This window comes from Exiguobacterium sp. s122 (assembly GCF_018618475.1).
GTDB classification, from domain to species: domain Bacteria; phylum Bacillota; class Bacilli; order Exiguobacteriales; family Exiguobacteriaceae; genus Exiguobacterium; species Exiguobacterium himgiriensis.
On sequence record NZ_JACSMD010000001.1, the window covers coordinates 1,680,056 to 1,698,838 of the forward strand.

Genomic DNA, 18,783 nt, shown 5'->3' on the forward strand with positions numbered 1-18,783 from the left:
ATTAGCTCACCATCCCTAGGAGATAGACGATCGAGAAGATGAAAACCCAGACGACATCGATGAAGTGCCAGTAAAGGCTCGACACATAAAACTTTGGAGCGTTATGCACATCGATCGGACGATTCCAGTTACGAATGAGAAGCGTCGTAATCCAAAGGAGACCGAACGTCACGTGCGCGCCGTGGAATCCGACGAGCGTGTAGAACGCTGAACCGAATGCACTTGACGTGAACGTGTGACCGATATGGTAGTAGTGGATGAACTCATAAATCTCAGCTGCAAGGAATCCTGCCCCGAGGACGAGCGTCACGATCAACCAGAACTTCATACGAGCTGGGTTGTTCGCTTTCATGTTCATCATCGCGAGTACACTCGTAAGTGAACTCGTGAGGAGGAGCATCGTCATCAAGAAGACGAGCCCCATCTCAAAAATATTGTACGACCGAAGTTCCTCTGGCGCACCAGAGTTCAAAAGACCGACATACGTTCCGAATAGCGAGGCGAAGAGAACCGTCTCTCCACCAAGGAAGAACCAGAAGGCCACATATTTATTTTTCCCTTCCAGTGTGGCTTTCTCTGGATTGACCGGAATCCCGGTTACTGGGTGTTTTTCAACTGCATGTGCCATTTATTGTTCTCCTTTCTCACGAATCGCTTTCAAATCCGCTTCGACTTGTGATTTTGGAATGTAGTATCCGTGATCGTCGATCCATGAACGGAGGAACATCGATACGAATGTCATGAGTAAACCAAATGCGATGAGCGACCAGCCGATGACCATGTTGTCTTTTTGGAAGATTGCGCCAAGGCCAGCGATGAATAATCCGAGCGACATGAAGAACGGAATCAACGAGTTGTTCGGCATATGGATGTCTGAGACCGGTTCAGCGACAGATACCCGTTTATTGCCCGCCATCTTCTCGAGCCAGAACGTATCGAGTCCTTTAACGAGCGGCGTTTGCGCGAAGTTATACTCAGGAGTCGGCACTGGAAGTGTCCACTCAAGCGTACGTCCGTCGCCCCAATGGTCTGGTTTGACAACGTGTTTCGACATGAATGCTTTCACGACTGCGACGAGCAAGATGATCGTCGATACACCCATGAAGAAGGCACCGATTGTCGAAAGTAAGTTCATCGTCTCAAACCCTTGGTTCGGAAGATACGTGAAGACGCGGCGTGGCATCCCGAACAATCCGAGGAAGTGTTGCGGGAAGAACGTCAAGTGGAAGCCAATAAAGAACAACCAGAACTGCCAATAGCCGAGCTTCTCAGAGAGTGCCTTCCCGAACATGAGCGGGAACCAGTAGTAAAGTCCAGCAAAGAGTCCGTATACAACCCCACCTACGATAACGTAGTGGAAGTGAGCGACAACGAAGTAGCTATCATGGTATTGATAATCCGCCGGTGCGACTGAAAGCATGACCCCTGTCATCCCTCCGACGAGGAACGATGGAATGAACGCTACCGAGTACAGCATTGCGACGTTGAATTTGATTTGACCGCCCCATAACGTGAACAGCCAGTTGAAAATCTTCACTCCGGTCGGGACAGCGATCGCCATCGTCGCTACCGCGAAGATTGAGTTGGCTACCGGTCCGAGACCGACTGTGAACATGTGGTGAACCCAAACCATGAATCCTAAGAACCCGATAAGCATCGTCGCGAATACCATCGTCGTGTAACCGAAGAGACGTTTACGCGCGAACGTCGGGATGATTTCCGAGAAGATACCGAAAGCCGGTAAAATCAAGATATATACTTCCGGGTGACCGAAGATCCAGAAGAGGTGTTCCCAAATGATGACGTTTCCGCCCATTGCTGGATCGAAGTACACGGCTCCAAAGAGTCGTTCAAACATCAACATGAACAATCCGACCGTAAGTGGTGGGAACGCGAAGACGATCAAAGCCGAAGCGACGAACGTCGTCCACGTGAAGAGCGGCATCCGCATGAGTTTCATGCCTGGTGCGCGCATGTTCAAAATCGTGACGAGAAAGTTAATCCCGGCCATAAGTGAACCGAAACCTGAGATTTGAAGACCGAGCGCATAGAAGTCAACGCCGGTCGCTTCCGGTTGCGTCGAGAGCGGCGCATACGCCGTCCAACCTGCGTTCGGTGCAGCGCCGAAGAACCAGCTCAAGTTGAGCATGACGCCACCGAAGAAGAACAACCAGAAACCAAGTGAGTTAATGAACGGGAACGCAACGTCGCGTGCCCCGATTTGAAGCGGTACGACCGCGTTCATGAAGCCGAAAAGCATCGGCATCGCCGCTAGGAAGATCATCGTCGTCCCGTGCATCGTAATCAACTGGTTAAATGTTTCCCCGCTGACGAAGTCGTTCATCGGACGAACGAGTTGCCACCGAATAAGTAACGCTTCAATTCCACCGAGAAGGAGGAAGAAAATCCCTGAGAACAAATACAAAATACCGATCTTTTTGTGGTCAACCGTCGTAATCCAGTCCATAAGGCCATTGTATTTACGCGATTGCTGCAGTGCAGTGGTCTGTGCCACGTGAAATCCCCCTTTTCCCGTTAGTCAATCTTCTGATCGTACAAGAAGTCAACGAGTGCGTCTAACTCTTCATCACTGATTTGGCCTTCCGAGAAGCCAGGCATGAGCGCGCCTTGTTTCTTTTCTTGTGGGTCACGAATCCATTCCTTCAACTCTTCCTCGTTATTTTCGAGGTATCCAGCCAACCATTCGCGATCCCCAAAGTTTGTTAAGCTCGGTGCGACTTTCCCGCCACCGTGACAGCTCAAGCAGCTCTCCACGTATACGGCTTCGCCGACTGTGAGATTTTGGTTATCCGCAGTGAGTGTTTCTGCATTCTCGTCTTGCTTCGCTTTCATGTCTTCGAGCCACTGATCGTAATCCTCTTGGTCGAGGGCGATGACTTTAAAGTCCATGAGTGCGTGTGACGGACCGCAAAGCTCGGCACACTTCCCGTAAAACGTACCTGGTTCGTTTGCATGGAGCCACATTTCGTTGTCGAGTCCAGGGTTCGTATCCGTTTTACCAGACAATGCCGGAACCCAGAACGAGTGAATGACATCTTTTGACGTCAAGTTGATGCCGACACGCTTGCCTGTCGGGATGACGAGTTCTTGACCAGTGACGACGCCCGCGTTCGGGTACTCGAATTCCCACCAGTAAAGGTTCGCCGTGACGTTGATTTCTTCTTCTTTTTTCGCTTCTTTCGCTTTCGCGAGTTCGACGGTCGTCGTGATCGTCGGGACAGCGAGAATGATAAGCAAGATGATTGGAACGACTGTCCAAATCAATTCGAGTGTACTGCTTCCTTCTACCTGTTTCGGAATCGAATCATCTTTCCGACGGAATTTCATAAGGACGTACACGTAAATAACCGTAACGATGACGAGTACGAAGAGCATGATTGCCAAACTGATGAGAATGATTCGAAGCTGAATCTCAGCCCCTTCTCCCATCGGCCGCAATGCAGACAATCCCTCAACGCCACACCCTGATAACAGGAGTGCAAACATCATCATCGGGACGATGCCAAACAGAAGCTTCTTAAATGATTTCACAACAATCCCCACTTTCTCCCAAAATGATGTGCAAAAGTATCTATATAGTGAGTGCGATTAAAACTTACCGTCACGATGAAGGCAATGCCGTCAACATGAGGGCGACAATCCACACGACTAAATAAATTAATGAATAAAAGAACATTTTATTGGCCCACTTGATTTCGTCATCGGCTTTAAACCCTTTCAAACCGAGATACAACCAGTACCCCCCGAGTACGGCCGCGATAATCACGTAGACTGTACCGTAGTGCATGAAGAGAAGCGATGCCGGAATGAGCGTTGCGATCCACCAAATGATTTGGCGTTTCGTAATGGCGAATCCGTTCACGACAGGTAGCATCGGGATGCCAGCTGCGCGATATTCCTCGACGCGACGCATCGCGAGCGCGAGGAAGTGCGGCGGTTGCCACAAGAACATGACGAGGAACATAAGCCACGCATCGATATGAAGCGCCGGGTCGATTGCTGCCCATCCGATAAGCGGTGGGACCGCTCCCGAAATGCTACCAACGACCGTGTTCAACGTGTGCGTCCGTTTCAGCCACATCGTATAGATGACGACATAAAAAAATGCCCCGATTAAACCGAATACTGCTGCCACATACGACACAATCAAAAGCATGAATGTCCCGACCGCAAGTTGCGTCAATCCGAGGAGTAAAATGCGTTCTCCTGAAATTTTTCCGGTGACACTCGGTCGATTGTCTGTACGTCCCATCAAGTAATCGATATCTCGGTCCACGAAGTTGTTTAGGTAACAACTCCCGGAGATGACGAGTGCGCTGCCTAACATGGTTAATAAGAGCTGTGGCCATACTTCAAATAAATAAAGCACAGGCGTGTCGCTCTGATATGTTGCTGCTACAAAGAAACCGGCAAACACTAACAATAAGTTAGCGCGGACGATTCCCATTTTTGCGAGAGCAACATAGTCACGGAATGAGGCGGATTCTGTATATTCTACTTCTGCCATCATTCCTGGGTTGACTTTTGTCATACTGACCCCCCCACATAATCACGAAATCCTCGTATTCTTTTCACAAAAAAAACACAATATAAGCAAAGTACACCTAACTCATAACAAAGATACCATATTTTTAAAAAGAATACGTCGTTTATGCTTGTAAAATAGCGAGTTTTTTGTGACGAACGTGTGATAATTGTCACACCAAAAACGCATTACTAATACTAGAATAGCGATTTTGATAGCGATTGCAAGCTTTTCCGTTTCGTTTTTTGGATCGAAACCCGTATAATAAGTATGGCGAAAAAAATAACAACTTACAAGGCGCAATTGTCGTGATTTTTCTCAAAAGCAGGTGGTAACGAATGCATAAAAAACTCGCACTCTTCTCTGGGTTTGTCACCCTCGGGATGATGCTCGTCCTCATCATGGGTGGAACCGTGACGAAGACAGACTCGGGTGACGGCTGCGGCACAGACTGGCCGCTCTGTCACGGAAAACTGATTCCGACGAACCCGAGCATCGAGACGATGATTGAATACAGTCACCGGGTCGTCTCCGGGATTGAAGGGCTTCTCATCATCGCCTTGACGATTTGGACGTTCGCGGTCGTGAAAAACCGCTTCGACGTCAAAGTATTCGCGTTCCTCGCGTTCATCTTCATGTTGATTCAGTCGATCATCGGAGCCGGTGCCGTCATCTGGCAACAGTCGGATGCAATTCTCGCCCTCCATTTCGGCATCTCGCTCGTCTCGTTCGCATCCTTACTCATCTTGACGATTCTTTTATTTGAGGGTGAGCGGGTTCATAAGACCGTGTCCGAAAAATTAAAGATCCATCTGTACGGCTTGACGATTTACACGATGGTCGTCGTCTACACCGGCGCTTACGTCCGTCACCTCGGCGCCACGTACTCATGCGTCGGCTGGCCGATTTGCGCACAAGAAGTGTGGACGTTCGAATCCTGGGTCCAAATGGGCCACCGTGCCATGGCCGCGTTGCTCGTTTTCTATACGCTATACGTCCTGTACTTGGCACGCCGGGAGACGAACCGTCTCGTTGAACGTGGCATGTGGGCCTCGCTCTTCTTCATCATGCTGCAAGTCGGCACTGGCGCTTGGATCGTCCTCGGGGGGCACGCGACATACGTTCCACTCCTTCACGCTTTCTTGATCACGTGCTATTTCGGGATTATCTCGTACTTGGCGTATCATGCGTACCGAGCCCAAGCACGTAACGACGCCTCGAAACAACAGATCAGTTAATACGAAAACGAACCAAGCCGCTTTCGCGACCTGGTTCGTATCTCGCCTTCCGACACGTCGGAAGGCCTGTTTTATTGGGCGTCTTTAAAACGTTCGAGCGCTCGAGCTCGTGCTTCTTTATGGTCGACAATCGGGTCGACGTATCCGTCCCGGTCGTCTGCCTCCGGGAAATGAATCGTCTTCGCGTCGAGATGGTCCAACTCGGGCACAAATTTTCGGATGAACGTGCCGTCTTTGTCGAACTTCTCTGACTGTGTCGTCGGATTAAAGATGCGGAAGTATGGAACCGCATCCGTTCCGACCGACGCGGCCCATTGCCAGCCCCCGATATTTGAGGCGGCCTCATAATCAATCAACTTCCGTTCGAAATACCGCTCCCCTTTGCGCCAATCGATGAGCAGATGTTTCGATAAGAACGAGGCGACAATCATCCGTAATCGATTGTGCATCCATCCCGTCTCGTTCATTTGGCGCATGGCGGCATCGACAATCGGATAACCTGTTTCACCGCGGCACCATCTGTCGAAATGTTCATCATTGTTTTCCCAATCGAGATGCTTATATTTGTCGTTGAACGGCCGATCTTTCAAGCCCGGAAATTGCACCATGATCATATAGTAAAACTCCCGCCATAACAACTCGTCATAGTACGTGTCTCGTCCTTTCGATTTCGGGGCGGCCAACACGGCTTCCGCAACGGTTCGAATCGACAACACACCCGTCCTAAGATAAGGGGATAATCGGCTCGTCCCGGCGATGGCCGGAAGGTCACGGTCCTCGTCATACAGTTTGATTCGGTCGTTCACGAAATCGGTCAATCGGCGTTTTGCAGCCTTCTCCCCGAGCGCCTTCCACTCCCGAACACATCGGTCAAACTGCTTCTTTAGTTCGGACGGAACTTCATTCTTCGTCGTGACACGTCGCTTCAACTCATCGACGCGGACATCGAACGGTTTCGGAGGCTGTTCTTCATACGCCGCCTTTTTGAACGGGGTATACACTTTATACGGCTCCCCGTCTTTTTTCGTGAAGGCGTTCGGTGCGAATAAATGCCGATCGAGCAGGCGAACGACGAGTACGCCGTCCCCGAGCAACTTGATGACGTTGTCGTCTCGCTGTTTGAACGGCTCGACATATTCTGCATTAAAATAAAGTGCCCCCATTTCTCCGAGCTGGTCAACAAACTCTTCTTCCGTCTCAGCCACGATTACGTGAAGGCCGAGGCCGTGTTCGTCGAGGTCATCCATGAAATGGCGCATCGTTGAGAAGTAATAATCGTGTCGCGTGTCGAACGGGTCGCAATATTTCGGGTTCAGCCAAAACACAAACGCTACCTCGTCCCCTTCTTCCGCGTCTTTCAAAGCGCGATGCAGCATATGGTTGTCATGCAATCGAAAATCGGACCGGAACCAACAAACTCGTCTCATCTTTCCCTCTCCCATCTAAAAAAGAAGCATAGCTATGCTATGCTTCTTCCCATTATACGAACTCGATTAACAAGTCGTCACTTTGTATTGTGTCGCCTTCCTTGATGTGGATGGCTTTAATCTCTCCGTCCTGAGCAGCTTGGACGGTCGTTTCCATCTTCATCGCTTCCGTGACGAGCAGCTGCTCGCCCCGGTGGACGCGACTTCCTGGCTCGACGAGCACTTTCAACACCGAGCCTGGCATCGAGGCCCCGACTTGTTTCGGGTTCGAGCGGTCGACTTTCGGCCGGCTCGTCGTCGCCGTCTTCACGTTTACGTCTTTAATCTCGATCTCACGCGGCACGCCGTTCATCTCATACGAGACAAGACGAATTCCATCCTCATTCGGCGCGCTCACTTGAACCAGCTTGATGATGAGTGTTTTCCCTGTCTCAATCTCGACTTGAATCGTCTCCCCGACGTTCAATCCGTAGAAGAACGTCAACGTGTCGAGAACTGAGACGTCACCGTACGTGTTCGTATGTTTGACATAGTCATCATAAACTTTCGGATAGAGCGCATGGGCGAGTAGTTCGAAATCGGTTACCGGACGTTCGAACTTCTCGAACAACTCCGTGCGCGCCTTCTCAAAATCATACGGTTCAATCAACTTCCCAGGACGCACCTCAAGCGGTTGCTCCCCTTTTAAGATGGCTGCTTGAACATCCGTCGGGAAGCCACCTGGTGGCGTGCCGAGCTCCCCGCGCATCATCTCGACGACTGAATCCGGGAAATCAAGCTGATGGCCACGCGTCAAGACGTCTTCTTCACTCAAGTCGTGTTGCACCATGAAGAGCGCCATGTCCCCGACGACTTTCGAAGACGGTGTCACTTTCACGATATCCCCGAACAACATGTTCACCCGGGCGTACATCGCCTTCACTTCACCCCAACGGTCTCCGAGACCGACGGCTTTCGCTTGCTGTTGCAAGTTCGAATACTGACCGCCTGGCATTTCATGCTCATACACCGATGGATGCGGTGCACGCATATCGCTCTCGAACGGCTCATAGTTATGACGGACGTCTTGCCAGTAGTCGCTGATGATCTCGTAATGTTTCACATCAACTTTCGGCTGGCGTTCGTGATGGTCGAGCGCATAAATCAAACTTCCACCCGAAGGTTGTGACGTCATGCCCGATAACGAACTTGCGGCGACGTCGACGATATCCACGCCTGCGTCCGTCGCTCGCGCATACGTGAAGATTCCGTTCCCAGAAGCGTCATGCGTGTGCAAGTGAATCGGTAAATCGACGGCGTCTTTCAATGCCGAGACGAGCGCGTAAGCCGACTCCGGCTTCAACAAGCCAGCCATGTCTTTAATCGCTAAAATATGGGCGCCGCTCGCCTCAAGTTGCTTCGCGAGCTCGACGTAATACGGCAAGTGATATTTCGGACGGTTGCCGTCATATAATTCACCTGTATAACAGATTGCCGCCTCGGCGACTTTCCCTGTCGGAAGCGTAGCATCGATTGCCAATTGAATCGATTCGACGTTGTTCAAACTATCAAAGATTCGGAAGACGTCGACACCGGCATACGCCGCCTCGTGGACGAACTTCTCGATGACGTTATCGGCATAGTTTTTGTATCCGACGGCGTTCGCACCGCGGAGGAGCATTTGGATCAAGACGTTTGGCATCCGTTCGCGTAGACGCATGAGTCGGACCCAAGGGTCTTCTGACAAGAAGCGATACGCCACGTCAAACGTCGCACCACCCCATGCCTCGACCGAGAACAACTCTGGCATGAGCTTGCTTGTCGGTTCGGCGATATTTAAGATGTCTTGCGTGCGCATCCGCGTCGCGAGAAGCGACTGATGGGCGTCGCGCATCGTCGTATCGGTCAATAACAGTTCCGGCTGACGTTTGACCCAATCGGCCAGACCGGTCGGCCCTAGCTCCGTCAAGATTTGTTTCGAGCCCGGTTTCGCTTCGGCCGGGAGGTCGTGTGGAATCCGGACCGAGCGGCTAATCGGCTTGTCTTTCAACCCGACGCCCGGGAACCCGTTCACGGTGACGTCGCCGATGTAGTTGAGTAACTTCGTCCCGCGGTCTTTCCGTTTCGGGAAGACGAACAGCTCCGGCGTCTCGTCGATAAACGACGTGTTATAGTCGCCGCTAATGAAGTTTTGATGCTTCATCACGTTAATCAAGAACGGAATGTTCGTCTTGATTCCGCGAATCCGGAACTCGTTCAAGTTACGGACCATCTTCGAGGCGGCCTGCTTGAACGTCATCCCGTGCGTCGAAAGTTTAACGAGGAGCGAATCATAGTATGGCGAAATTTCAGCACCGACATAGGCGTTCCCACCGTCAAGACGAACCCCGAAGCCGCCCGGCGAACGGTACGCCATAATCTTTCCAGTGTCCGGCATGAAGTTATTGCCCGGGTCTTCAGAGGTGACGCGCGATTGAATCGCGAAACCGAGCAGTTTGATGTCTTCTTGTTTCGGCATATGGATGACGTCACCGTGGAGCGACTCGCCTTGTGCAATCATGAGCTGCGTTTGCACGATGTCGAACCCTGTGACCATCTCGGTGATCGTATGTTCGACTTGGATGCGCGGGTTGACCTCGATGAAGTAAAACGACTCGTCTTCCGTGACGAGGAACTCGACCGTACCGGCGTTCACGTACCCGACGTGGCGCATCAGTTTGACGGCCGCGTCACAAATCGCTTGGCGCGACTCGTCCGAGAGCGTCACACACGGTGCGACTTCAACGACTTTTTGGTGACGACGCTGGACCGAGCAGTCACGCTCGAACAAGTGGATGATGTTGCCATGGTCATCACCGAGGATTTGCACCTCGATATGTTTTGGTCGTTCGACTAATTTTTCTATGTACACTTCGTCCGAACCGAACGCTTGCTTCGCTTCTGACTTGGCACGTTCAATCAAATCTTTCATCTCGGCTTCTGAACGGATGACGCGCATGCCGCGTCCGCCGCCGCCCATCGCGGCTTTGACCATGAGCGGGAATCCGTGCTCGTTTGAGAACGCCAATGCGTCTTCATACGATGTGAGCGGACCGTCTGAACCCGGGATGACCGGTAGGCCGGCCGCAATCGCGTTTTGACGGGCCCGAACCTTGTCCCCGAACGCATGCAAGTGGGATTCGTTCGGCCCGACAAAGATGATGCCTTCTTCGCGGCAACGACGTGCTAGTTCGATGTTCTCTGACAAGAAACCGTAGCCCGGGTGAATCGCGTCAGCTCCCGATTGCTTCGCGATTCGAATGACGTCCTCGATATCGAGATACGCATCGATTGGCTTTTTATCCAAGCCGACTAAATACGCTTCGTCGGCTTTGAAGCGGTGTAACGATCCGCTATCTTCTTGTGAATAGATGGCGACGGTGCGCATGCCGAGCTCTGTGGCGGCACGAAATACACGAATGGCAATCTCACCACGGTTGGCTACTAGTAATTTGCTAATTGGTTTCAAATGAATTCCCCCCATAAAAGTAGTCCTTTCAGTCTTACCTTACTACATGCAATGACGAGCTTTGAACGTTTTCTGCTGACTTTTCTCGAATTTCAGCCCGTCTTGTCGCTTCCCGATGTCGATTCCGCATCGAGATGCTACTCAGTACACCGAGAATACCCATCGTCATGATGAGCGACGTCCCCCCGTAACTGACGAGCGGAAGCGTGACGCCGGTACCCGGGAACCAACCCGACATCGCCCCGATGTTGATGGCCGTTTGGACCATCAACTGCGCCGCGATCCCGAAGGAGACGAACATGGCGAAGTGGTTGTCCGTATGATTGGCGATGTTGATGGCGCGGAACGCGATGAAAAACAGTAACGTCAAGACGGTCACGACGCCGATGAAGCCGAGCTCTTCCGCGATGATGGACATGATATAGTCCGTCTCCGGCTCCGGCAAGTATCCATACTTTTGATAACTGTTCCCGAGTCCGACGCCCGTCAGTCCGCCATGGACGATGGAGATAATCGACATGAGCAACTGGTGCCCGTAACCTTCCGGGTCCATAAACGGATTGAACACGACGTCGACACGACTCACCTGATTATCGGTGAAGACGAACGTATACATCGCATAGACGAAGCCGACCCCTGCCAAAATTGCCGGGATGATGATGCGAAGTGGTGACCCGACCGCGAGCCACATCATGAACATGATGGCGCCAAGGACGAACAGTCCCCCGTGGTCCGGTTGCCCGTTGATGGCGATGGCATACGGGAGGAAATAATAAATGATTGGAATCAGGAAGAACGCCCCGATTTGAGCGCGCCATCCTTTCTTGACGATGGCGGCCCGTCCGATTCGGCCCGGTAGCCCTTTTAGCTCATGGTTCCAGAGCCGGTGATAGTAGTTCGCGAGCAATAAGATCAGCGCGAACTTCGCGATCTCAACCGGTTGCATCGTGAAACCACCGACGACGAGCCATGCCCGGGCACCGTTCAACGGTGGCATCGCCCATGTGACGAACAACAGGATGACCGTCAACGCATAAAGACCATACAAGATGTGTGTCTTCCGAAAGTTCTCATAACGGAAGAGCGTCGCCACTAAATAAACGAATACGCCGATTCCGGCATAGATGAGCTGCCGATAAAATAGGCCACTATTCGCATAATCCCCTCGGTTCCACACACTCGCACTGTAAATCATGACCGAGCTGATGCCGACGAGCATGAGCACGGCGATAAACAACGTAAAATCAAAATACTGAAATCTCGTTTTCATCTGTTCACTTCCTTATGTACAGCAATCCGATTGACCATTATAAAAAAATACTCAAACAGCGCCGCTTGCACAGTTTGAGTATAAGGTTCATAGTTCTGAAGCTTCCGCGAGCGCGGATAACTTTTGTTCCAATGAATCGAGCAGTCCTTTACCTTCAATGTCTGAAATGAGTCCAAGACGGACCGCAAAATCAATTTGGCGTGATAGACCGAACATATGTGTATCAAGCACCTCTTCATAAAGCGGGCACTTCGGCATTTTTAGGTTTTCTAACTGTACTTCAATCAAACAACGGATTTTCTCCGCATCGGCTTCAAGTAATTGAAGCGCTTGCTCCCGTTGGACTGCAGCCAAATTTGTCGCCACTACGACCCCTCCTCCGTACAATGACAGACTGTTTGTCATAACTCAACTGTACATTATAATTCATCATAATTCAATGTACAGTCGCGATTCAAGGCGAGTTTCTGTCTTGTTCACAAATTGATGCCAAACCTTGTATAATGAACAGTGTACCGTGAATAAAGGGGGACTACCAATGATTTTTCCGTTAGACGGGGCTGTACGTCACGCGTTGACGATCGACCCGACCGTATGGATTTTTGACGAGCGCAAGCGAAATGTCGAGGCACTTGATTCCGAACTCGAAAGCGATCAGGACGCTTATTATGCCAAAATGGGGAAGGCATGGGATGAGGGGCTGACACAAGGCGCTCGAATCGACCATAACAAACCGATGTCACGTGCCGATAAAGATGCGGCACTCCGCGATTCGTTCGCCATGCCGTTCGCACCGTTTTTACAAAACGCCGAACCGCTCGCGACCGCGACTCACGTTAGCTTTTACGGGGAAACGACGTTGACGCTCTCGCTCGCTGAAGCGAGCAGTGTCTATCTTCAATTCTCAAAGGACGGCAAAGTGCTCACAGACGGGCCTGTATATGTGCTCTATGACAATCAGTGCATTCGCTCGGTCGACCATATCGTCGTCCGCAGCAACGGATGAGGAGGCTTTTGCCTTCTCTTTTTTTAGACTTTTTACTTCATAAAGTGTAAGATATATCCTATGTAGATTCATTCGAAAGGAAGTGACGCTCACGGTGCCACTATGGAAAAAGAATTTAATCATCGTTTGGCTCGGAAGTTTCTTGACGGCCGCCTCGATGAGTCTCGTGTTGCCGTTCCTTCCGCTCTTTATTGAAGAGCTGGGTGTGCACGACCCGGACGATGTCGTCATATGGTCGGCCATCGCGTTCGGTGCCACGTTCCTCGTCGCCGCCTTCGTCTCCCCGCTATGGGGAAGGCTCGCGGACCAAAAAGGGCGTAAATTGATGCTTATCCGAGCGAGTCTTGGGATGGCGACGGTCATGACGCTCATCAGTTTCGTCCAAGACATTTATCAACTCGTCGGGCTTCGGCTCTTAATGGGTGCCGTCTCCGGATTTATCTCGGCCGGCATCACGCTTGTCGCTTCACAAACACCAAAAGAGAAAAGTGGCTGGGCGCTCGGTACGTTGTCGACCGGTGGCATCACCGGTGGTCTCCTCGGTCCGTTAATTGGCGGACTGCTCGCTGACTGGGTTGGGCTTCGATCCGTTTTTCTCTTTACAGGAAGTGCGCTCTTCTTGACGTTTCTCATCACACTCGTATTCGTCAAAGAAGACTTCGTACCCGTGGCGCGTGAAAAACTCGATTCGACGAAATCGATTATTCGCTCGCTTCGCCATCCGCAACTGATACTCAGCTTGTTTGTCACGACATTCTTAATCACGTTCTCGACGCAGTCGATCGGCCCGTTATTGACGCTTTACGTCCGGGAGTTAAATCCGTATACGACGTCGCTTGCGTTTCTCGCTGGAATCGTCGCTTCGGCCCCAGGGGTCGCCGCCTTGATTTCGGCCCCACGGCTCGGCCAATGGTCGGACCGGTTCGGCGCGGAGCGCATCTTGTTTTGGGCGCTCATCGTCTATAGCGCGCTCCTCATCCCGCAGGCGTTCGTCACGTCGACGACACAGCTCGTCTTATTGCGCTTTGGACTTGGTTTTGCGACCGCGGCGCTCCTGCCGTCCGTCCAGTCCCTGTTGCGGCAACATACGCCAAGTTCCGCCACAGGTCGAATCTTCTCGTACAATCAATCCGCTCAGTTCATGGGGAACTTACTCGGTCCGTTGTTCGGGTCTCAAATCGTCGTCCATTTCGGATTTTCGGCTTTGTTTGTCATCACCGGCCTCATCATGTTGACGAACGCATTTTTAGAGAAAGCCAACGTGCGTACGCTCGTTGCGAAACCAAAATAAACGCCGAGCGCGCGCTCGGCGTTTTTGTTATAGCAGGTCAGCGGCCAACCGGGCGAGCGATGAACGCTCCCCTTTCACGAGTTGGACGTGACCGAACACGTTTTGTCCTTTGAATCGTTCGACCGCATACGTCAACCCGTTCGAATACTCATCCAAGTACGGATGGTCAATTTGATACGGGTCACCAACGAGGACGATTTTCGAGTTTTCCCCGACACGAGTCAAAATCGTCTTAATCTCATGCTTCGTCAAGTTCTGCGCCTCATCGATGATGATGAATTGGTCCGGCATGCTGCGTCCGCGAATATACGTGAGCGCCTCGAGTTGAATCGATTTGATGCCGGCTAAAATGTTACCGAGCTCGTCTTTTGAATTGGCGTTGAATAAAAATTCCAAGTTATCATAAATCGGTTGCATCCACGGACGGAGTTTCTCTTCCATCTCGCCCGGTAGATAGCCGATGTCATTCCCCATCGGGACGACCGGCCGCGCGACGACGAGTTTATTGAAGCGATGTTCGTCTTCGACGAGCGAGAGGCCTGCGGCGAGCGCAAGCAACGTTTTCCCGGTACCCGCTTTACCGAGTAGCGTGACGAACGGGATGTCATCACGGAGCAGTAAATCGAGCGCCATCCGTTGTTGGACGTTCCGAGGATGGATCCCCCAAATATGGTCGGCATCGAGCGACAACGGTCGGATGATCGGCTGCAGCGCATCGACGACGGCGAGTGCACTCGCCTTTGAGACGTTACTCTTCAACACAACGAACGCGTTCGGGTACAGCTGATTTTTTGAAATGGCTGACACAGGTAACTGGCGCACTTGATAAAATTCGTCGATCAGCGCTTGGTCCACCTCAATCTCCCGATATCCGGCATATAAGTTCGTCGTATCGACGATATGGTCCGTTAAATAGTCCTCGGCTTCGATGCCGATGGCGTCTGCCTTGACGCGGACGAGTATATCTTTTGACACGACCACGACTTTTCGATTCGGGTCATGTTCATGTTGTTTCATAAGTCCTAACGCGACGGTCAAGATGCGGTTGTCGTTCGTCATCACATCGAACGGAAAATCGACGGAATGCTCGTGACCGATTTCGACGAATAACCGGCCCCCATTTTCAAGCGGCACCCCATCATGAAGTTTAGCGGTCGTTCGAAGTTGATCGAGAACGCGTGCCGTCTCTCTGGCGTTGCGACCGACCTCATCCATGTTTCGTTTTTTGCCGTCTAATTCTTCTAAGACGATCGCCGGGATGACGACATCGTGCTCATCAAATTGAAATAAAGAGAGTGGATCGTGTAAGAGTACGTTCGTATCGAGCACATAGGTTTTTTTCATAGACTTTGCCGCCCCTCGCAAATTGTTGGTGATCAAGAGTTCAAGCTTTCCTTGACTTCACGGTCCAACTTTTCTGCTGCTTCTGGATCGTACGTTTTGACGATTTCTGGTTGTCCAAACATCGCGCCATAAAACGAGATGTTCCGGACTTCCTCGACACGCCCTTCAAAAAAACGAAGGTGAAGCACCGGCACAACACCGGGTTCAAATTCCACGACTGGAGATAGCGTCGCATTGTATGCCGAGCCGTCTTCGATAAAAACAAGACTCGCTGTTCTCTCTTGCTGTAAAAGCGTGATTAAATGTGAATTTTTCGTCAGGGCGAACCGAATCGTTTGTCGCGTCGGGGCTTGCACCCAACTGATGGCATGTGTCGTCGGCCATCGTTTCGCTTCATCGAACGCGACTAAAATCGATAACGGCATATCGTTTAAGGCATCTTGTTGCGCGTCAGATAACTCAAACATCGCTTTACTTGCCATACACTCCCCTCCTCCACGGGTATATGAATTGCTTTCGCCCTTACCTCATTCATTCCCTGCTTTTCTATTGTGAAATCATGCTATAATCAAGAAAGAGGAAGGTGAGACCATGCGCGTAAAGTGCTCTCTTTGTGATAAAGTCGAAACGATTGATTCGTGGTCGTTCGAAGCGAAACGGCTTCGCAACAAACCCGCTAAAACGTATATGTGCCAAACGTGCCAAGAACGCATCTCTGAACGAACGGCAGAGCGGAATGCGACCGGTCACTTCAACTTATATCCATCGTTCCGCCAAAAGCGGAGATGGTAATCAAAAATGACGCCCCGCATAACGCGAGACGTCATTTTTTTAGTGGGATTCGATCCCTTGGCGGCGGTTCCACCAGAGGCGTCCTCGATAAATGGCCAAGACGATCGCCATGACGAGAAGGACTTCTGGAATCGGCCACGTGAAGAAGACGAGTGCCATCGTTCCCGCACCGAGTGACAATAGAATGTAGACGATGAGTGATTTCCACCACGTCAACTGTTTAGCAAAGCCTAATTTGAACACGAGAATCGTAAGTAAGATGACCGTGATAATCAACGCGTTGAATCCGACCGAGAAGTCGTTCGCGTCACTGCCGACCCCAAGAAGCGAGGCAATCCACGGTACATCGATTTGTGTGATGTCAATCGTTTGAGAAGCTTTCAAGCTGAGAATCCCCCTTTATTTCATACACATCCATTCTACACTATCCAAAAGAAAAGGGAACGCCGAGGCGCTCCCTTTTTCGCACTTATTCTTTACCAAGTTTACGACGCTTGTCAGCTTTCTCGCGTTCGTTCTTGTTCAAGACTTTCTTACGGAGACGAATTGACTCCGGCGTGATTTCGCAGTACTCGTCGTCATTCAAGAATGTGAGCGACTCTTCGAGTGAGAAGACGCGTGGACGTTTCAAGACTTGTGTCGAGTCTTTTGATGATGCACGCATGTTCGTCAACTGCTTTCCTTTCACGGCGTTGATCGCGAGATCGACGTCACGGTTACACTCACCGATGATCATCCCCTCGTATACATCTGTACCCGGCTCGATGAAGATCGTTCCACGGTCTTCAAGCGCACCAATCGAGTAAGCCGTCGACTTACCAGGTTCGATACAAACCATAACACCGCTACGGCGGCCGCCGATATCAGCAGAGATGAACGGACGGTATTCTTCGAACGTGTGGTTCAAGATTCCGTATCCGCGTGTCGCTGACAAGAACTCGTTACGGTAACCAATGAGCCCACGTGAAGGAACGATGAATTCCATACGCGTCTGACCGTTGTCGTTCGTGTTCATGTTCGCCAGTTCACCTTTACGGAGACCGATCGACTCCATGACTGAACCTGTGTACTCTTCCGGCACGTCGATGATGACGCGCTCGAACGGCTCGATTTTCGTACCATCTTCGTCTTCACGAATGATAACTTGTGGCTTCGAAACTTGAAGCTCATACCCTTCACGACGCATGTTCTCAATCAAGATTCCGAGGTGAAGTTCACCACGGCCTGAAACGATCCATTGGTCAGGTGAGTCTGTGTTTTCGACACGGAGCGAAACGTCCGTCTCGAGTTGTTTCATCAAACGCTCTTCGATTTTACGTGCTGTCACGAAATCGCCTTCGCGTCCTGCGAAAGGTGAGTTGTTTGTCATGAAACGCATTTGAAGCGTCGGCTCATCGATGCGGAGGAGCGGAAGTGGTTCTTCTTTTCCGACTGGCGTGACCGTCTCCCCGACGTTGATGTCTTCCATCCCCGCGATGGCAATCAAGTCACCGGCTTTCGCTTCGTCGATTTCAACGCGCTTGAGTCCAAAGTAACCAAACAATTTCGTAACACGAAGTTGCTTGATTGAACCGTCTGTTTTGCAAAGTGACACGGACTCGCCAACTTTGATTTTCCCACGGAAGACGCGACCGACACCGATCCGGCCAAGGTAGTTATCGTAGTCGAGCATCGTGACTTGGAACTGGAGCGGCTCATCTGAGTTATCGATTGGCGCTGGCGTGTTCTCAAGGATTGTGTCGAGCACGTACGTGATTGTATCTTCTTGCTTCTCTGGATCAGGATCGAACGAACTTGAACCGCTGACTGCAGACGTATAGACGACAGGGAATTCAAGTTGATCTTCATCTGCTCCAAGGTCAATCAACAAGTCAACAACTTCGTCGACGACGTCGAGTGGGCGGACCATCGGCTTGTCGATTTTGTTGACGACAACGATTGGACGGAGACCTTGGTCGAGTGCTTTCTTCAATACGAAACGTGTCTGTGGCATACAACCTTCACGCGCGTCGACGACGAGGATAACGCCGTCAACCATACGCATGATTCGCTCAACTTCTCCACCGAAATCGGCGTGACCTGGCGTATCTACGATGTTGATGCGTGTGTCTTTATAATCGATTGCCGTGTTTTTCGCGAGAATCGTGATTCCGCGCTCACGTTCGATATCGTTCGAGTCCATGGCGCGCTCAGCGACCATTTCATTTGTCCGGAATGTCCCAGACTGTTTTAACAATTCATCGACTAGCGTTGTTTTACCATGGTCAACGTGGGCGATGATGGCTACGTTCCGAAGGTTTGTTCTTACGTTCATGTAGTTAGTCCTCTCTTATTTAAAAAAGTTTCATCTTTTATTCAACTTTAAGAGTATAGCACACGTTC

16 protein-coding genes are annotated in these 18,783 nt (G+C 51.1%); 4 read left to right on the plus strand and 12 right to left on the minus strand.

The genetic code is table 11. The features are described from left to right. Nucleotide 1: 1 nt before the first annotated feature. From KNP92_RS08695 to cyoE, 4 genes are all read right to left on the minus strand, one after another. Entirely contained in the window at nt 2-628 is a 627-nt protein-coding gene (locus tag KNP92_RS08695) for a cytochrome c oxidase subunit 3 (RefSeq protein WP_214839522.1), read from the minus strand. Continuing rightward, complete coding sequence (ctaD, locus tag KNP92_RS08700) at nt 629-2,467, minus strand: cytochrome c oxidase subunit I (RefSeq protein ID WP_214840292.1); 1,839 nt, start codon at nt 2,465-2,467, stop codon at nt 629-631. 68 nt (nt 2,468-2,535) lie between these two features. After that, a complete protein-coding gene (gene coxB / locus KNP92_RS08705) occupies nt 2,536-3,564 on the minus strand; it encodes a cytochrome c oxidase subunit II (protein WP_376778122.1) in 1,029 nt (342 codons plus the stop codon). A 58-nt stretch (nt 3,565-3,622) separates the two neighbouring features. After that, a complete protein-coding gene (cyoE, locus tag KNP92_RS08710) occupies nt 3,623-4,552 on the minus strand; it encodes a heme o synthase (protein WP_034815000.1) in 930 nt (309 codons plus the stop codon). 332 nt (nt 4,553-4,884) lie between these two features. Here cyoE and KNP92_RS08715 point away from each other — a divergent pair, with 332 nt between their 5' ends. Then, nucleotides 4,885-5,784: a COX15/CtaA family protein gene (locus KNP92_RS08715; RefSeq protein WP_211779685.1), complete on the plus strand. Its 900-nt coding sequence runs from the start codon at nt 4,885-4,887 to the stop codon at nt 5,782-5,784. A 71-nt stretch (nt 5,785-5,855) separates the two neighbouring features. Here the strand turns inward: KNP92_RS08715 and KNP92_RS08720 are convergent, their stop codons facing one another. The 4 genes from KNP92_RS08720 to KNP92_RS08735 form a co-directional block, all read right to left on the minus strand. Beyond that, complete coding sequence (locus tag KNP92_RS08720; RefSeq protein WP_214839524.1) at nt 5,856-7,211, minus strand: cryptochrome/photolyase family protein; 1,356 nt, start codon at nt 7,209-7,211, stop codon at nt 5,856-5,858. Nucleotides 7,212-7,263: 52 nt separating this feature from the next. Then, a complete protein-coding gene (locus KNP92_RS08725; RefSeq protein WP_483297945.1) occupies nt 7,264-10,704 on the minus strand; it encodes a pyruvate carboxylase in 3,441 nt (1,146 codons plus the stop codon). Nucleotides 10,705-10,732: 28 nt separating this feature from the next. Then, on the minus strand, nt 10,733-11,968 hold the full coding sequence (locus KNP92_RS08730) for an FtsW/RodA/SpoVE family cell cycle protein (RefSeq protein ID WP_034805701.1): 1,236 nt from the start codon (nt 11,966-11,968) through the stop codon (nt 10,733-10,735). An 87-nt stretch (nt 11,969-12,055) separates the two neighbouring features. Further along, entirely contained in the window at nt 12,056-12,334 is a 279-nt protein-coding gene (locus tag KNP92_RS08735) for an Fpa/YlaN family protein (protein ID WP_034805704.1), read from the minus strand. Nucleotides 12,335-12,506: 172 nt separating this feature from the next. Here KNP92_RS08735 and KNP92_RS08740 point away from each other — a divergent pair, with 172 nt between their 5' ends. Both KNP92_RS08740 and KNP92_RS08745 read left to right on the plus strand, forming a co-directional pair. Next, nucleotides 12,507-12,974, plus strand: a complete 468-nt coding sequence (locus KNP92_RS08740; protein WP_034805706.1) for a hypothetical protein — start codon at nt 12,507-12,509, stop codon at nt 12,972-12,974. 94 nt (nt 12,975-13,068) lie between these two features. Beyond that, on the plus strand, nt 13,069-14,265 hold the full coding sequence (locus KNP92_RS08745; RefSeq protein ID WP_214839528.1) for a multidrug efflux MFS transporter: 1,197 nt from the start codon (nt 13,069-13,071) through the stop codon (nt 14,263-14,265). 27 nt (nt 14,266-14,292) lie between these two features. Here KNP92_RS08745 and KNP92_RS08750 read toward each other — a convergent pair whose 3' ends face one another. Both KNP92_RS08750 and KNP92_RS08755 read right to left on the minus strand, forming a co-directional pair. After that, nucleotides 14,293-15,609, minus strand: coding sequence for a PhoH family protein (locus KNP92_RS08750; protein ID WP_214839530.1), 1,317 nt, complete (start codon nt 15,607-15,609; stop codon nt 14,293-14,295). 32 nt (nt 15,610-15,641) lie between these two features. Beyond that, complete coding sequence (locus KNP92_RS08755; RefSeq protein ID WP_214839532.1) at nt 15,642-16,091, minus strand: PNPOx family protein; 450 nt, start codon at nt 16,089-16,091, stop codon at nt 15,642-15,644. 109 nt (nt 16,092-16,200) lie between these two features. Here KNP92_RS08755 and KNP92_RS08760 point away from each other — a divergent pair, with 109 nt between their 5' ends. Continuing rightward, on the plus strand, nt 16,201-16,401 hold the full coding sequence (locus KNP92_RS08760) for a YlaI family protein (protein WP_024369989.1): 201 nt from the start codon (nt 16,201-16,203) through the stop codon (nt 16,399-16,401). Nucleotides 16,402-16,440: 39 nt separating this feature from the next. On the opposite strand, the gene KNP92_RS08765 is transcribed toward KNP92_RS08760, so the two are convergent. After that, complete coding sequence (locus KNP92_RS08765; RefSeq protein WP_214839534.1) at nt 16,441-16,785, minus strand: YlaH-like family protein; 345 nt, start codon at nt 16,783-16,785, stop codon at nt 16,441-16,443. A gap of 85 nt (nt 16,786-16,870) precedes the next feature. Next, a complete protein-coding gene (typA, locus tag KNP92_RS08770) occupies nt 16,871-18,715 on the minus strand; it encodes a translational GTPase TypA (protein ID WP_034807539.1) in 1,845 nt (614 codons plus the stop codon). Nucleotides 18,716-18,783: the final 68 nt, after the last annotated feature.

Bases quoted from the DNA above. Each gene is read 5' to 3' on its own strand.
- KNP92_RS08695 (WP_214839522.1), bottom strand. From the start codon at position 628: ATGGCACATGCAGTTGAAAAACACCCAGTAACCGGGATTCCGGTCAAT.
- ctaD (WP_214840292.1), bottom strand. From the start codon at position 2,467: ATGGACTGGATTACGACGGTTGACCACAAAAAGATCGGTATTTTGTAT.
- cyoE (WP_034815000.1), bottom strand. From the start codon at position 4,552: ATGACAAAAGTCAACCCAGGAATGATGGCAGAAGTAGAATATACAGAA.
- KNP92_RS08715 (WP_211779685.1), top strand. From the start codon at position 4,885: ATGCATAAAAAACTCGCACTCTTCTCTGGGTTTGTCACCCTCGGGATG.
- KNP92_RS08720 (WP_214839524.1), bottom strand. From the start codon at position 7,211: ATGAGACGAGTTTGTTGGTTCCGGTCCGATTTTCGATTGCATGACAAC.
- KNP92_RS08730 (WP_034805701.1), bottom strand. From the start codon at position 11,968: ATGAAAACGAGATTTCAGTATTTTGATTTTACGTTGTTTATCGCCGTG.
- KNP92_RS08740 (WP_034805706.1), top strand. From the start codon at position 12,507: ATGATTTTTCCGTTAGACGGGGCTGTACGTCACGCGTTGACGATCGAC.
- KNP92_RS08750 (WP_214839530.1), bottom strand. From the start codon at position 15,609: ATGAAAAAAACCTATGTGCTCGATACGAACGTACTCTTACACGATCCA.
- KNP92_RS08755 (WP_214839532.1), bottom strand. From the start codon at position 16,091: ATGGCAAGTAAAGCGATGTTTGAGTTATCTGACGCGCAACAAGATGCC.
- KNP92_RS08760 (WP_024369989.1), top strand. From the start codon at position 16,201: ATGCGCGTAAAGTGCTCTCTTTGTGATAAAGTCGAAACGATTGATTCG.
- typA (WP_034807539.1), bottom strand. From the start codon at position 18,715: ATGAACGTAAGAACAAACCTTCGGAACGTAGCCATCATCGCCCACGTT.